We start from the raw sequence: 15,880 nt of genomic DNA on the forward strand, positions 1-15,880 counted from the left end.
TCATCCCTTATGAAAAAAACCATTCTTACAGTCTTTGGGATACTTTTGATTATCGCAGTCTGGTATTTCTTTATTAAATCTCACGACTACCAGGTAAACTTTACGATTAAGGCGCTACCCGGTACCATTAATCAATCGGTGAAGACATGGAACAGACAGCTAAAATCAGAGTTTCCCATTGTGCAATCTAGCCTAACAGAGTTGCAGCAAAAATTAAAGTTCTCGGATTCGGTGCATACGTATAATTGGAGTATTAGTATGCTCAACGATAGTGTATCTAAAGTAAAGATTTATGCGCGAGATGATATACATAGTTATACCAATAAGCTACTCATTCCTTTTGTAGATACCGACTTTGAAAAGAGGACAAGAAAATCCATTCTAGATTTTAGCGGCAAACTCAAAGAACATCTGAATAAATTTAAAGTTACAATTGTCGGTGAAGAAGATTTGAAAAGTACTTTCTGTGCATACATTCAAGTCAAGGGTACACAGTACGAAAAAGCTAATGGAATGATGTTGAATTATCCGTTATTAGACGGTATCCTAAGTGAGAACAAGGTACAGCTAAACGGAATGCCCTTTGTAGAGGTGGTAGATTGGAACATGAGCAATGATAGTATTACCTATAACTTTTGTTATCCCATAGTGCGTTCGGAAAATCTTCCTGTGTATCCTGAATTGAAATACAAACGTTTTTTTGGAAAAAAGGCTTTAAAAGCTATATACAATGGAAATTATATTACTTCTGACCGAGCTTGGTATGCTCTACTGAAATATGCAAGGAACGAAAACATAGCTATAAAGGAAACGCCAATCGAATATTTTTTCAATAACCCCAATATGGGCGGTAATGAATTAGAATGGAAAGCAGAGGTTTACCTCCCAATTGAAGAAACTTATGAAGACTAGAGTATTCTTTTTTCTAGCATTGCTAACTTTTTTTTGCGGATGCAACAATTACGGGCAATTGGTCTATGTTGCCGATTTGCCCAGCAATCTTGAAGAAAACTCTGGAATAGTATCCATAAAAGATTCTACGGTTTGGGTAGTTGAGGACAATGGTAATAAAGATGAACTTTACAAACTAAGTTTTAAAGGGGATATTCTCAAATCATTTAAGGTGAAAAATGCCAAAAATAATGACTGGGAAGATTTAACCAAGGACGCTTTGAACAACGTCTATATTGCCGATATAGGAAATAATAATAACGACAGAAAAGACTTGGTCATTTACAAGGTCCCGAACCCGGAAGAAGAACCTGGAGATAAGATTGACGCCGAAAAAATTAAATTTTATTATCCAGAACAAAAGAAATTCCCTCCTAAAAAATCAGAGCGATTATATGATGCTGAAGCTATTTTTCATAGAAATGGCAATTTATTCATTGTTACTAAAAACAGGACGGACCCCTTTAATGGAAAAGCCCTTATCTACACGGTTCCTGACTCAAAAGGTAAATATGAGGCAAAGTTAGTAGGTACTATAAAGGTATGCGAAGACTGGAAAACGTGTCAAATAACTTCTATTGACATATCACCTGACGGAAAAAAGATAGTTGCCCTGAGTTACGGAAAACTATTCCTGTTCACCGATTTTCGTTTAGACGATTTCGCTACGGGAACTGTAAAGGAAATAGATTTAGAGACCAGGAACCAATTAGAGTCCGTTTGTTTCTTGAACGAACAAACCTTGCTTTTATCCGATGAAGTTTCGCATGGTAACGGTGGAAATCTGTACCGTTATACGTTACCGGAAAAATAGGTCAATGTTAGAAAGCGAAACCTAGTCCAAAGGTAAATCTTGCCCCGTCTACGCTATTGAAAACCGCGAGATTTATGTTTAAAATATCTGACCCATTTAGGAAGAAACCGCCACCGTACGAAGTGTGCCAGCGGTTAGAACCCATATTAGGAAACCAAACCCGTCCGTAATCGTAACCAGCAAATAATCCAAGAGAAGCTGGTAAAATCCTTGTTCGCATTTTTCGAAGACTAAAACGAATATCGGTATTTTGATAATAAGCCGTTTTACCCGTAAAACGTTGGTTTCTAAATCCCCTTAGACCATCTATGCCCCCGATACTCGCCCCTTGATAGAATTGATAGCCGTTGCCAATATTAAAATGCCCTTTCCATTTGGTAGCCAACACCAATCTTCCATTAGGTGTCAATTTATAATCAAAAGATATACTAGGAATCACGTAACCATAGTTCTCCCCTTCTAAACTAACATTATCCTTGAATCCAAATTGTAGTGAAGTAGCCATCCCCATAGTTGGGAAACCTGCGTTATCCCTATTTTCATAGGTATATTCTCCATGCACACCGACAAAATCGTTCTGGGTTTCTTCTCCATTCTGTTGGTAAAAAGTATTCACAAAACGGTCTTCCGTTTCTTCTACTTCTATAGATTCATACGAAAGTCCCGCTTTAAATTTAGCCCCCAACTGGCCCCGCCACACCAAAGAAGGTGTAAATTCAAAATTTTGTATCCTCACCCTATTGAAATCAAAATCGTCATTCAGGTTTTCCGTGTTATTTCCAAATCCGAAAAAATTAACTGCGAAATTCGGGCTTGTAAATCTAGTTTTTATTTCCAAGTTCCAATTCTCGAACAATTCAGCAAATTCGCCTGTGTACCCAAGGTCAAAACCGTTTGTAGCAAAATAATACGAAGCCCCTATCGTGTGCTGTTGTGTAAAAGGGTTTTGTCTAAACCCATTATAAGTATAAGTGTTTAAAAATCCAATTCTAATACCATCATCAGGGTTAAAACCAATAGTGGGCAACAGTTGATTGGTGCTACTACGAATGTTCAATGGTCTGTAGGTATTTACATTGTAATCATCGGTCAACTTAACTTTAGCTCCTTTAACCTTTTTAAGGGTGTTTGGCTTGCTTTTATAGTCGTATAGGGCAATACCCTTACCATTATTTACCTTATAAATATCATTGTTCTGTCCACCGATAAGCCGTACTTTGATTCCACCACGGCCAGCTGTATTATTTACTTCAAAAATATCATCATCATCCAGGCCATAGACCCAAATCTCTTTGGTATTATCCGTATGATATATTTTCTCGAAAAACTTCTTTTTCTTTTCACCATCAATATTCCTAAAAGCTTTTATCTCGGTTTTATTTTGGTCTAATCGATTAATTTCGAACCAATCATCCTTATCCGTTCCGGTGACCACACTATACTTGTTCAAAATATTAAAATAAGCATCTGAAGTCTCTGTGATTTTTGATAATCTTGCCTTAAGGGTACGTTTTATCATGGTAATGGTTTCGTCCCTTACTTCATCGGGAAAGGCCAAAAAGGCCTCATCAATAGCACTATCCGTTAAATTATCCTTTAGATATTTCGCCTGTGTTCTCCATTGCTCTTTGGTTGTCCCTGATAAAAGGGCCAAGTCTAGCACATAGGTCTTTGGAGAAGAATTAAACCCTTTTACACTCCTGATTTCTTCGTTAAAACCCTCCATGAGACGTAGGCCAGGTATAATCCTTGTAGCGACATTCATGAAAGCACCATCGCCCATTTTAGAAAATGCCTGATCCCGATCTCTGGGAACAGGTCTATAGATAATTCTATTTTTCTCCTTGAATTCCGCCCATCGCCATTGATCTACGTGTCTGTCCCAGTCACCAATGACCATATCAAAAAGTCGCGCTCGGATATATGCTTCCCGGTCTACTCCGTATTTCTCGTCATCCCTTAAATCTTCTAACATGGAATCTGTACTTTTAAGCTCATTAGAGAAACCAAAACTTTTTAAATCTCCATGTCCGTCACCCGCATGTTCTTCTATCATGTACAACTCATCACCAAAACTGGTGTTAAAACTCCCTAAAGCATTCTGTTTCGGGATGTAGTACAACACGGGATTGGTATGGTAAATTCCCACGGCATCGGACAGTTTTCCTATGGTAAAAGGAGCATAAGGGTGGGATCCTGTATAAAAATCCTCGAGCAGTTCTTGGGTATAGGTTTCCTTTAAATCATCAAGCAAATAATTGTCCTGGAAAACCATGGATTGCAGGTATAGCTCTGCACTTTTTCTTAGTGCGCGCATTACATATTCCTTTCCGTCTTTATCGCGTAACCGCAAAGATTTAGACTGGTGTCCACCTCCTTTTTTAACTGGAACGAGTCCTCCATATAAGGTATCCAATAAAACCGTTGGTGCACTGACCTTAGTCCCGTAATATTTTCGATATCGTTCTCCCCAAATGGATTTAAAGAAATTGCTCTTATCTATTTCTTCCTCTTTATAGACCGACGATTTTACCTCCGTCGGAAACGAGTTGGGATAATTTAATTCCAGTTCTGGATTATCTGGTGGTAAAACGGCGGAGGTGTATAAAAACTCTTCTTGGTCATTCTCATCTACTCCGTAAAACCGTACGCGAGAAGAACCGTTCCCATAAACTTCCAAGGTTGCATAACCCATATGGCCTGTTGAGAATTTGCTACCGTTCAATAATTTAGTTGCCCCTTTTTTAGCTCCGGAACCACTGACTATTTGCGGTGTGTTCTTCTCAACGATATATTGTAGGGTGTGTTCATGTCCTGCAGTGAAAATAACCTTATCGGAGTATTGCGCTAAGGTGGTAACCCTATTAATTAAATCTCGATATCTTTTGTTCTGTAAATCGGCAATGGAGGCACCGGAAGTTCTTCTTAAGACATTAATAAACGTTCCCAAAATAGGAACGGGAACCGGTAATTTTTTGGGATAAAATTGTTTTTTAAAGGAAAATTGGCCTCCATGTGGCCCATAGCTAGACATAGGATGGTGCATTGCTATAATGGTTGTCTTATCCCTATGGTCTTTAATGGCATCCTCTAGTTCCAAAAAGAATTTTGCCCGACTTTTTATTTCACACTTGTCATTAATATCCGGTCTTTTGTCCCAGTTGGTCAAATACCATTCTGTATCCAGAACAATAAGGGCCACTTTATCACTGATCTCAACGGTCTCAATGGGGCACCCGTTTTGCGGCAAAAAGGCATCCTTATCACCCAACGCTTTCTGAATATACTTTTCCTCTCGCTCCAAACCTATTAATCCTTCAGTATACCAATCATGGTTTCCGGGAATAAAGATGGGTTTACCCCTATAATTCTCTAATGTCTTTAATTGCGCATCTAAATGGCTTTTGGCTTCCCTGTAGGCAATTGTAGAATCTTTGGGATCAGGCAGACCTGCAGGATAGATATTGTCTCCCAAAAATATTGCCGTACTGTTCTCGTTTGCTGCGTCCAGTCTTTCCTTAAAAATTTTCAGGGCAGGATTCATTCCCCCAATAGGCGATAACCCAGCGTCGCCAATGAGATAAAAAGTATGTGAAACCTTCTTATTATCACTGATATCCTGTGCATCCTTCTGGTCTACATATTTAGACTTGTATGTTGCACAACCCGTAAAAAAAAAGACGAGTAAAAGATAAACGTAAAATTTTTTCATATAGATGACCTTATGTCCAAATTTTCGTAATTTGGAAACTTCTAATTACATATGTATGTCAGGTATCCTAAAGAAAACTGAAGGTTTCGTTGTAAATTTATTGACGAACGAACTAAATCCCAATTATCTTTATCACAATCTAAGGCATACCCAACGCGTTGTTAAAAGTACTAAAGAATTATTGAACTCGTGTTCTCTATCGGACACGGAAAAAGAGGCTATTGAAATAGCTGCTTGGTTGCATGATACCGGTTACACAAAGGGAAGTGAAAAGCACGAAGAACGAAGTTGTGAAATTGCGAAAGCTTTTTTAACGAAAGAAAATTACGACCCTAAATTGATAGCAGAAATCGGAAAATGTATTATGGCTACCGTAAGGTATGCGGAACCAAAGACCCTTCATGAAAAGATTCTCAGGGATGCCGATGCTTCTCACTTTGCCCAAAAAAGTTATCTAGAAACGTCAGACTTACTTCGAGAAGAACTAAGACTTTTGGGCATCGCAGATTATAATCATAAAGAATGGTTGGACGCAAATATTAAAATGTTCCGAACAGAACATCGCTTTTATACCGATTATGCAAAAGAAAATTGGCAAGCGGGAAAAGATAAAAATCTAAGACGTCTTATAAAGGATAAAAAATCCGAAAAGGAAATTGCAAAAAAAGAGGCGCTCAAGGCAAAATACAAAAGCGAAAATCCGGACCGTGGTATTCAAACCTTGTTCAGGGTAACTTTAAAGAACCATATTACCCTAAGTGATATTGCCGATACGAAGGCAAATATTCTATTATCCGTTAATGCGATAATTATTTCCTTAGCACTATCTAACCTTATTCCCAAACTGGACAATCCGTCTAATACCTATCTAATTTATCCAACGGTAATTTTTATCGTTTTTAGTGTAGTTTCGATGGTTTTAGCCGTTCTAGCGACTAGACCAAACGTAACCAGCGGACAGTTCTCCAAACAAGATGTAAAGGATAAGAAAGTAAACCTCCTGTTCTTTGGCAACTTTCACAAAATGAAGTTAGACGAGTATGAATGGGCCATTAATGAACTCGTAAAGGACAAGGAATACATATACTCCTCATTAACAAAGGATTTATATTTCTTGGGACTGGTCTTGAACAGAAAATATAAAATTCTACGATGGACCTATACCATATTCATGATAGGTATGATTATATCGGTTATTGCTTTTGCCGTTGCCTTTAAATTTTTTGGTCCGGATAGAGTATCAAATTTATTACCCTAAGGATTACTCTTTCAAGGTATCCATTAAATCCTGGTAGGTATAAGTCTTATCAGGAGTTTCATTGGATTTGTAGAGAATTTCTGCCCTAATGGCCTTTAATCCGGATACACCCTGTAATCCTTCTAATTCTACGATTTCAACGTTATCCGTAAAATACCCTTTAGATTTAAGGAACTTGATATAGCGCAGGTATTCTAATTCATCTTTCTTCTGTGAGTATACTATGGCCATTTTGCCCGTTTCCGTCAGACGATCATTAGTTCCCTTTATAAACGATTTATCAATTCGTTTTTTAATGACCTCATACCGCGCATTGTAAGTCCCATCCACATCAAACTGCTTTTCATCCATACGAAAGCGTATAGAAAGGGAGGTATTATAGACAAGTATTAAAGAAGTGGCATCCAATGGTACGGACAACTCCGGTTTTAACGCATAATGGGTATTTTCCATTTCGCACATGACCTGCAGCTGCCATAGCCTTAAATTATTCAAATACAGCGGATTAAAATCTTGCTTACCGGAAATAGAGGCACCAATGTACATGTTATGCTCAACACCGTCCGTTTTATAACGTTCAAAATAATGAGGAAACATCTCTTGGGCGACTTCCTGTTTTTTATCTATAACCGAGGCTAATTTTTTATTGATGAGCATTACACTCTCATCGTAATTTTTTCTATGGTCATAATAGGATTCCGTACCCATATCAATATTGGCCTCATAAGCAAGAATATGCTTTGAGATATCCTTGTCAGATTTCTTAAGATGACTAAATACCGGAACGATTTCTTCCTTCACAAAATCAAAAATAGCCTGTTCGCTATTAGTATATAACATCTCCTTAATACTCTCCAAATGGTTGTCTACACGAAACATTAGCTCCTCGTAAATCGGTAGTTTATACTTCTTGAGTACATTTTCCAAAACTTCGTTTATTTGAGAGAGTTGAATCATTAAATCTCGCTGAATGGCAACGTTTCTGGCCTTTGAAGAATCTTTTATATCAATTTGCCCGTACAAGGGATATACCTCCTTAAATACGATTTCCTTAAATGAGGGCTGCCTACCTTCTAACTGATCTTTTATAAAATATTTTGCTTCTTCTTGAAATCTCCAATAGACAGAAGAGTGCACGGAGGTACATTCGTTCTGTATGATGGCATCAATCAGGTTCTCCTCCTCAACTTTAGACCTCACCACCGCAGAGACGATATATGGCATTACATCATCTAGCTTTTTGGCATTGACTCCATTAAGAACATTTCGCTTGGTAGAAACCACTTCTAAAACACCCAGTAATTCCCCATTAAATGCAATGGGCGCAAAAATTGCGCTTTTTATTCCTTGCTTTTCCAAGCCCCCGTACGGATCTATACCATTATATTTTTCATGGTACTTGGATACATCTGCCACAGCAAAATACGTATTATCCTGAATTAGTTTACTATACGATTGTTGGCATAAAGCTTCATTACAAACTTTGGCATCCTGACCATTTAGAATAAAGCTTGAGACGCCCTTCCCGTAGACAGGTTCAAATTGATCGTCCTTGGAGTTATAGGTTACAAAACCGACCTTAATATTAGGTAATTTAAAGAACGATCGGAACGTCTCCTGCAAATCGTTCATAAAATTATCGCTACCGCGTTTATCACTGGCAATAAGTTCTGATTTTATCTCAGAAATTGAATGCTCGGCTGTAACATCGAACATATTGGAAATAACGAATCCTTTAGATATAAAACTTTCTGGCGGTATTTTCTCCATCCATAGTTTTACATCGTTAGGGTTTTCTAAAAGTTCATCAACGTCTTCTTGTTCTATCTTTTTTGCTTTCTTCGTGGGAATCAACTCCAGGAAATCTGCATTGTACAGAATCCGATAATGATGCATTACGCCAGTGGCATCAGGAATATCATAGAAAAAAGGTCTACTGAAATCTAAGTGAAAGCCGTAATGAAAATTGAGGATTACAATACAACCCATAATATAATCAATACCCTCCTCCTGATTTCTAATTTTTGGCTCAAAACCAGGACCGGCCTCATTGATTATTTTCTGAAACCGCTTAGATGAATTAAAGAATATATCATAATAGGGTAAAGAGGCCGCTTTTATCTCATTTGTGCTTAGAACAAGTGAAAAGCTATCCTGAAGTATAAGACCAATCACATCCTTATGCTCTTCCAATAAGGCAATGTCCTGAAAACCGTCCCTTAGTTCGGGATAAGGTTCTTGAGCTCTTAGAATTTCCTTGGCACGTGTGGCTAAAATTCTATCTTCACTTTCCTGCATTTCATCATAATGCCTAAGTAGCTTATCAAAACTAATTAGCGGTTTCATCGGCATTATTTTATCCTTACCCTTCATCATACCTATATTTGTCTTCTAAACACAAATAAAATTACAAAACTAAACGTAGTTTTATGTTAAAAGTTTCATAGTCAGATATCTTTTCTTTTTCTGATAACTATAAAAAAATCGCCAAATGTCGTCAGCACTTAGACTTTCAAGAGCCTACACTACCGCTAAACGTATCATGTTCGACGATAGCTCTAAGTTCATCCTTTTTAGTGATTGTCATCGCGGCGACAACAGTTTTGCAGATGATTTTGCCAATAATAGAAACATCTATTTTCATGCCTTAAACCACTACTATAACGAGGGTTTTCAATACTGTGAATTAGGCGATGGTGACGAACTCTGGGAAAACGTTTATTTTGAATCAATTTTCGAAGCACATAAAAACGTCTTCAAACTTTTAAGAAAATACCACTTGGATAAACGGTTGCACATGATATGGGGCAATCATGATATGGTTTATAAAGACAAAACCTATGTGGACAAACACCTGTCCAGTTATTTTGAACCTATAGATGATACCGACAAAGAACTTTTTGAAGGAATCACCTATAACGAAGCCATAGTCCTAAAGCATAGGACAACCGGACAAGAGCTTTTTTTAGCTCATGGTCACCAAGCCGATTGGTGGAACTATAGATTTTGGCGCTGGGGACGCTTTCTTGTCCGCGTACTCTGGAAACCATTACAAGTTTGGGGCATTGCAGACCCCACTAGTCCGGCTAAAAATTACACAGAACTTATTAAATTGGAGCGTAGGATCAAACGTTGGATTCTAAAGAACAACCTACTAATTACCATCGTAGGACATACCCATAGACCGCGCTTTCCAGAGCCGGGGGACATTCCTTTTTTTAACGACGGTAGTTGTGTACACCCAAGAAGCATAACTGGAATAGAGATTGAAAATGGCCAGATTTCACTTATCAAATGGCATATAGAAACCTCTGTGGACGGAACCTTAAAAGTAGTTCGAGTGCTACTAGAAGGACCTCAGAAGCTATTAGATTATCAGGAGAAAGCGTAACAACACCTATTTACAGATACCGCCAAAAAAGATTGGCCAGACCTCTAATTTCATAGTATAATAAGAAGTATAATAATAAAGTCTCTGATTATGTGACTTATATAACATTGACGTTTCTAAAACCTAAACATGGTTTTCATCTCTATTTAGATGAAGTATTACTAACCTAAACTTTAAGAAATGAAAAAATTAGTAGCAGAATTTATTGGTACCCTCTGGCTTGTATTAGGCGGGTGTGGAAGTGCGGTATTGGCCGCAGGTTTTCCAGAATTGGGAATCGGTTTTGTGGGAGTTTCCCTAGCATTTGGTCTCACCGTTATCACCATGGCTTACGCCATAGGACATATCTCTGGTTGCCACCTTAATCCAGCAGTATCTATTGGGCTATGAGTCGGTGGGCGCTTTGAAGGTAAAGATGTAGTCCCTTATATTTTATCCCAGTTTATGGGCGGTATTACAGGAGCAGCGATTTTGTAATGATCGCTACTGGTAAAGCTGGGTTTGAAATACGAGGCTTTGCAGCCAACGGTTATGGGGAACATTCTCCCGGTGGCTACTGAATGACCTCGGCCTTGATAATAGAAATTGTACTGACCTTCATTTTTCTATTCGTCATACTCGGGTCTACCTATACAAAGGCACCTGGAGGTTTTGCCGGTCTGGCCATTGGTCTCTGTTTAACACTGATACACTTGATAAGTATTCCCGTAACGAACACCTCTGTTAGCCCTGCCAGAATTACTAGTCAGGCATTGTTTGCCGGTGATTGGGCTATTGGACAATTGTGGCTCTTTTGGCTTGCACCAATTATTGGAGCGGTTATTGCCGGATTGGTATATAAATTTCTATCTCCAGAAGTAACGGATTAAGTTTTCCAAACTACAGTTTTTTGCGCATCCTATTTTTTAAAAGAATAGAGATGCGCAATTTTTTTGTGGTATATTGGAAGCACTAACCATCAACCAGTGAAAATCTTTTTATGCCTCTACTTATTGTAATATTCGGGATAGTGCTTCTTTTTATTTTGATTACCCGTTTTAAATTGAATCCCTTTATAACCTTTATTATAGTTTCTTTATTCGTAGGCATCGCCGAAGGTATGGAGCCCGTTTCCGTTGTTGCCTCCATACAAAAAGGCATAGGTAGTATTCTAGGGTTTTTGGTCATTATTTTGGGCTTGGGCGCCATGCTAGGCAAATTAGTTGCCGATAGCGGTGCCGCGCAAAAAATCACGACAAAGCTTGTGGAAAAATTCGGAAAAAAAAACATACAATGGGCTGTTGTTCTGACCGGTTTTATTGTAGGCATACCAATGTTCTACTCCGTGGGTTTCGTTATTTTAATTCCATTGGTCTTTACCATTGCAGCAACAACCGGCTTGCCCTTGTTATACGTAGGCTTACCCATGTTAGCCTCCCTTTCCGTTACCCATGGTTACTTGCCTCCGCACCCTGCACCCACGGCCATTGCAGCTACATTTAATGCAGATATCGGAAAGACCTTGTTGTATGGAATTATCGTTGCCATTCCTGCAATTATTGTTGCGGGGCCGCTATTATCCAGGACTATAAGGAATATTGAAGCCACACCGCTCAAGGAGTTTTTAAACCCGATTATACTTAAAGATGAGGAAATGCCAAGTACTGGTGTTAGCATTTTTACGGCCTTACTTCCCGTTGTTTTAATCGCAATCGCGGCCTTAGCGGAATTAATGCTCCCAGTAGATAATGGAATCTCAAAAATAATCATATTCCTAGGGAATCCCGTTATAGCTATGCTCATATCGGTTTTGGTCGCCATTTACACCTTAGGCCTGGCAAGGGGAAAAAAGATGAAAGAGGTTATGGACTCTGTAGCAAGTGCTATAACTGGAATTACCATGGTGCTCTTGATCATTGCCGGAGCAGGTGCCTTAAAACAGGTTTTGATCGATAGTGGTGTAAGCGAATATATTGGTGAAATGCTAAAAGGTTCTTCCGTATCACCTCTAATTTTAGCCTGGCTAATAGCCACCGTAATTCGGGTTTGTGTTGGTTCTGCAACAGTTGCAGGCCTAACTGCTGCCGGGATTGTACTTCCCTTGATAAGTGGTACCGATGTAAGCCCTGAACTTATGGTCCTAGCTATTGGTTCTGGAAGTTTAATGCTCTCCCATGTAAATGATAGTGGTTTTTGGCTGTACAAAGAATATTTTAACCTATCGGTAAAAGACACCTTAAAGACATGGACGGTTATGGAAACTACCGTTGGGATTATGGGATTGGTAGGCGTACTAATTTTGAACTTATTTATATAAAACAATCACTATGGCTCAAAAACCTTCAGAAAAACTTAAAGAACTTGGATTGGTCTTACCTCCTGCCCCTCCACCAGCCGGACTATATAAACCTGTTCTAGTCGTAGATAATTTTCTATATATTTCTGGTCAGGGACCTATGCTTAACGATGGTACGCTCTATACGGGGCGTGTTGGTGATAACCTCACTTTGGAAGAGGGTAAGCAAGCCGCACATCATGTTGCGCTAACCATGCTCGCTACGATCACTACCCATTTTGGCGATGTCGATAGGATTAAAAGGTTGGTCAAGACCCTTGGCATGGTCAATTGTACACCAGACTTTAGTAAACAACCTCTAGTAATAAATGGGTTTAGTGAATTGATGTCGGATGTTTTTGGACCTGAAAATGGTGTAGGGGTAAGAAGTGCCGTCGGTATGATGCTACCTGATCAGGTTGCCGTTGAAATCGAAGCCATGTTTGAACTTCACAAATAAGACAGATGAATCAAGCGCAGTGGTACCAACTAAATAGTCCTGAACATATCATCTCGCCCGCTTTGCTAGTCTACCCGGAAAGGATACAACAGAATATTCAGACCATGATCAACATGGCGGGAGGCACCGAGAACCTTAGACCGCATATAAAGACCCATAAGTGTGCCGAAATTATTAAGCTCCAAATGGCGCAAGGCATTGAAAAGTTTAAATGCGCTACCATTGCTGAAGCGGAACTATTGGCCAGCTGTAATGCGCCTGATATCGTATTGGCCATGCAACCTGTTGGTATTAATTTAAACCGCTTTGTTTCGCTGATAAAAAAATTTCCAAAGCTAAAATTCGCTACTCTAATCGATAATAGGGCCACCAGTAATACAATGGCAGCCGTTGCGGAGAAAAACAACGTAACCATAGCCTTATATATCGATTTGAACACCGGTATGAACCGAACGGGAATCGTACCTTCTTCAGAAGCTTTTGATCTATACAAGAGCATTTCTAAGCATTCCTCCCTATCCATTCAAGGATTGCATGTGTATGACGGACATATAAGAAATCCTGACCCAGTAGCTCGCAAGATAGATTGTGATGCTGCTTTTGAAAAAGTGTTGGCCCTCAAAACACAGCTTATTTCTGCAGGATTGCCTAAACCAACGGTAATTGCCGGCGGATCACCCTCCTTTCCTTTTCATTGTAAAAGAGATAATGTAGTGGCAAGTCCTGGCACTACCCTGCTTTGGGATTGCGGCTACGGAGACCTGTTTCCCGAAATGGAATTCCTTCCAGCTGCGGTTCTGTTCACAAGGATTATAAGCAAACCAAAAGCAGGTATTCTTTGTTTTGATTTAGGTCACAAATCCATAGCTCCTGAAATGGCTTTCCCTAGAATGCAATTTTTAACCTTGGACCATGGCAAACAAATTAGCCAATCGGAAGAACATCTCGTTATGGAATATGACGACCTAAAAGTGTTAGAGGTCGGAGAACCCCACTATGCCATACCTAAACATATTTGTCCTACAGTTGCAAAGTACGAGTCGCTATTGGTCGTAAGAGATGGTAAGGTTTCCGAAGAATGGAAAGTGGCCGCAAGGAATCAAAAAATTTCAATATAAGTATGTTCATTTTCGATGCCCACCTAGACCTATCCATGAATGCAATGGAATGGAACCGTGACCTTCGATGGTCCGTAGCGGAAATAAGAGAAAGTGAAGAGGGCATGACGGACAAACCTGATCGCGCAAAAAATACCGTGTCTTTTGATGCCATGCGAAAAGGTGATATTGGACTTTGCGTTGCCACCCAGATTGCCCGTTACGTAAAACCAAAAAACACCTTACCTGGTTGGAATTCTCCACAACAGGCGTGGGCCCAAACACAGGGGCAACTATCATGGTACAAATCCATGGAAGATGACGGATGGCTGAGGCAAATTACCAATAAAAGAGAACTGAACGCTCATTTAGAAAATTGGCAGAAGAACAAAAAAACCACCCCAATTGGATATATCCTAAGTCTAGAGGGAGCAGATTCCATTATCAATCTAGATTATTTGGAAAAATCATATGAACGAGGTCTACGTGCGATAGGCCCTGCACATTACGGACCGGGAACCTATGCCTTTGGTACGGATTCCATAGGTGGAATTGGCGTTAAGGGTAAGGAACTTCTAAAAGGAATTGAAAAACTTAATTTAATTCTCGATGCTACACATTTGTGCGACCAGAGTTTTTGGGAAACTATGAAAGTCTACGAAGGCCCAATCTGGGCAAGCCATAATAATTGTAGAAAATTCGTGAATCACAACCGTCAATTTTCGGACGAACAACTATTGGAATTAATTGATAGAAAAGCGGTCATTGGAACTGTTTTGGATGCTTGGATGATGGTTCCCAACTGGCAACGTGGAAAATCTACCCCAGAAAAAATGGGTGTAACACTAGAACATATGGTGCAGAACATTGATCATATTTGTCAACTAGCGGGAAACTCTTTGCACGTTGGTATTGGTACCGATTTAGATGGCGGATTCGGAAAAGAACAAGCTCCAATGGATTTAGATACGATTGCAGATTTACAAAACATTCCCGCATTACTGACCAAAAAAGGATATGATTCCGATGATATTTCCAATATTATGAATCGTAATTTTATTAATTTCCTACGGCATACTTGGACATGAACAGACGACAATTCGTAACTGTAAGTTCTTTGGGCGCGTTGGGTACTTTACTTCTCAACTGTACAGAATCAAAGAAAATACTTCTTAAAAAAAACTATACTATCGCCTGTTTAGGTGATAGTATTACAGCTACACAAGATGGATATGTTCAACTACTTCAAAATTACGTGGATACGAACCACAAAAGCTTAAACATTAGGTTCCTGAATTGGGGAAAAAGCAGCGAAACCATTACCGGACTTACCGAAAAAAACCACCCCGGACCAAGACCCTATTTGTTTGAAAGACTGGACGGGCTACTTAATAGTACCCATGTAGATATCATCTTATTCTGCTACGGCATTAATTGCGGTATTTACGGAGCTCCTTCACCCAAATTATTCGATGGTTATACCATAGGCATCTACTCCTTCTTGGAAAAGATAAAATTAAAGGGAACCAAAGCCATTCTTTTAACGCCACCACCACTTGCATTGAAAGCAGCACCCATCTCCCCTAATTCAGGGCAAACGGATTATGGTTATACCAATCCATATCCAAAATACGAGAGCGAAGTATTGCTAAAATTCTGTGAAATCATAAAAGGTATCCAACATTCAAATAGCTTAGGTGCCATAGACATTCATACACCATTACTAAAACATCAAGAGAAGTGTTATGACCAAGACCCTATACACCCGAATTCGGCAGGACATCAACTGATTATGGACACTGTTGTCGATCATTTAACAATTTAACAAGCCCTTAAGTCCCTATGGCAGGGTATTTGTTATCTTTATTTGATTTTTACAGGTA

11 protein-coding genes and 1 pseudogene are annotated in these 15,880 nt (G+C 39.2%); 10 read left to right on the forward strand and 2 right to left on the reverse strand.

All coding sequences use genetic code 11. The annotated features are described in order from the left end of the window. Positions 1-9: 9 nt before the first annotated feature. The gene (locus BFP77_RS01530; protein ID WP_099572318.1) at positions 10-912 is read left to right on the forward strand and encodes a GyrI-like domain-containing protein; all 903 of its coding nucleotides are present in this window, start codon (positions 10-12) and stop codon (positions 910-912) included. Then, complete coding sequence (locus BFP77_RS01535; RefSeq protein ID WP_099572319.1) at positions 902-1,765, forward strand: hypothetical protein; 864 nt, start codon at positions 902-904, stop codon at positions 1,763-1,765. The genes BFP77_RS01530 and BFP77_RS01535 overlap by 11 nt, the downstream gene beginning before the upstream one ends. Before the next feature lie 7 nt (positions 1,766-1,772). Here the strand turns inward: BFP77_RS01535 and BFP77_RS01540 are convergent, their stop codons facing one another. Continuing rightward, complete coding sequence (locus tag BFP77_RS01540; RefSeq protein WP_099572320.1) at positions 1,773-5,477, reverse strand: metallophosphoesterase; 3,705 nt, start codon at positions 5,475-5,477, stop codon at positions 1,773-1,775. 55 nt (positions 5,478-5,532) lie between these two features. Between BFP77_RS01540 and BFP77_RS01545 the strand changes: the two genes are divergently transcribed. Further along, the gene (locus BFP77_RS01545; protein WP_099572321.1) at positions 5,533-6,735 is read left to right on the forward strand and encodes a Pycsar system effector family protein; all 1,203 of its coding nucleotides are present in this window, start codon (positions 5,533-5,535) and stop codon (positions 6,733-6,735) included. 3 nt (positions 6,736-6,738) lie between these two features. Here the strand turns inward: BFP77_RS01545 and BFP77_RS01550 are convergent, their stop codons facing one another. Continuing rightward, entirely contained in the window at positions 6,739-9,081 is a 2,343-nt protein-coding gene (locus tag BFP77_RS01550) for a GAF domain-containing protein (RefSeq protein ID WP_257212829.1), read from the reverse strand. Positions 9,082-9,226: 145 nt separating this feature from the next. Between BFP77_RS01550 and BFP77_RS01555 the strand changes: the two genes are divergently transcribed. The 7 genes and pseudogenes from BFP77_RS01555 to BFP77_RS01585 all read left to right on the forward strand — a co-directional run bounded on the left by BFP77_RS01555 (position 9,227) and on the right by BFP77_RS01585 (position 15,822). Beyond that, positions 9,227-10,126, forward strand: a complete 900-nt coding sequence (locus BFP77_RS01555; protein WP_099572323.1) for a metallophosphoesterase family protein — start codon at positions 9,227-9,229, stop codon at positions 10,124-10,126. 180 nt (positions 10,127-10,306) lie between these two features. After that, positions 10,307-10,995: pseudogene (gene aqpZ, locus BFP77_RS01560) on the forward strand (aquaporin Z). Positions 10,996-11,105: 110 nt separating this feature from the next. Then, positions 11,106-12,422, forward strand: coding sequence for a gluconate:H+ symporter (locus BFP77_RS01565; protein ID WP_099572324.1), 1,317 nt, complete (start codon positions 11,106-11,108; stop codon positions 12,420-12,422). Between the two features lie 10 nt (positions 12,423-12,432). Further along, positions 12,433-12,900 (forward strand): RidA family protein, encoded by a 468-nt coding sequence (locus tag BFP77_RS01570; protein ID WP_099572325.1) that lies wholly within the window; start codon positions 12,433-12,435, stop codon positions 12,898-12,900. A 5-nt stretch (positions 12,901-12,905) separates the two neighbouring features. Beyond that, the gene (locus tag BFP77_RS01575) at positions 12,906-14,018 is read left to right on the forward strand and encodes a D-TA family PLP-dependent enzyme (RefSeq protein WP_099572326.1); all 1,113 of its coding nucleotides are present in this window, start codon (positions 12,906-12,908) and stop codon (positions 14,016-14,018) included. Positions 14,019-14,020: 2 nt separating this feature from the next. After that, positions 14,021-15,085, forward strand: a complete 1,065-nt coding sequence (locus tag BFP77_RS01580) for a dipeptidase (protein WP_099572463.1) — start codon at positions 14,021-14,023, stop codon at positions 15,083-15,085. After that, positions 15,082-15,822 (forward strand): SGNH/GDSL hydrolase family protein, encoded by a 741-nt coding sequence (locus tag BFP77_RS01585; RefSeq protein ID WP_099572327.1) that lies wholly within the window; start codon positions 15,082-15,084, stop codon positions 15,820-15,822. Before BFP77_RS01580 ends, BFP77_RS01585 begins: the two co-directional genes overlap by 4 nt. Positions 15,823-15,880: the final 58 nt, after the last annotated feature.

Source organism: Maribacter sp. 4U21, assembly GCF_002742365.1.
Classification (GTDB): Bacteria; Bacteroidota; Bacteroidia; order Flavobacteriales; family Flavobacteriaceae; genus Maribacter.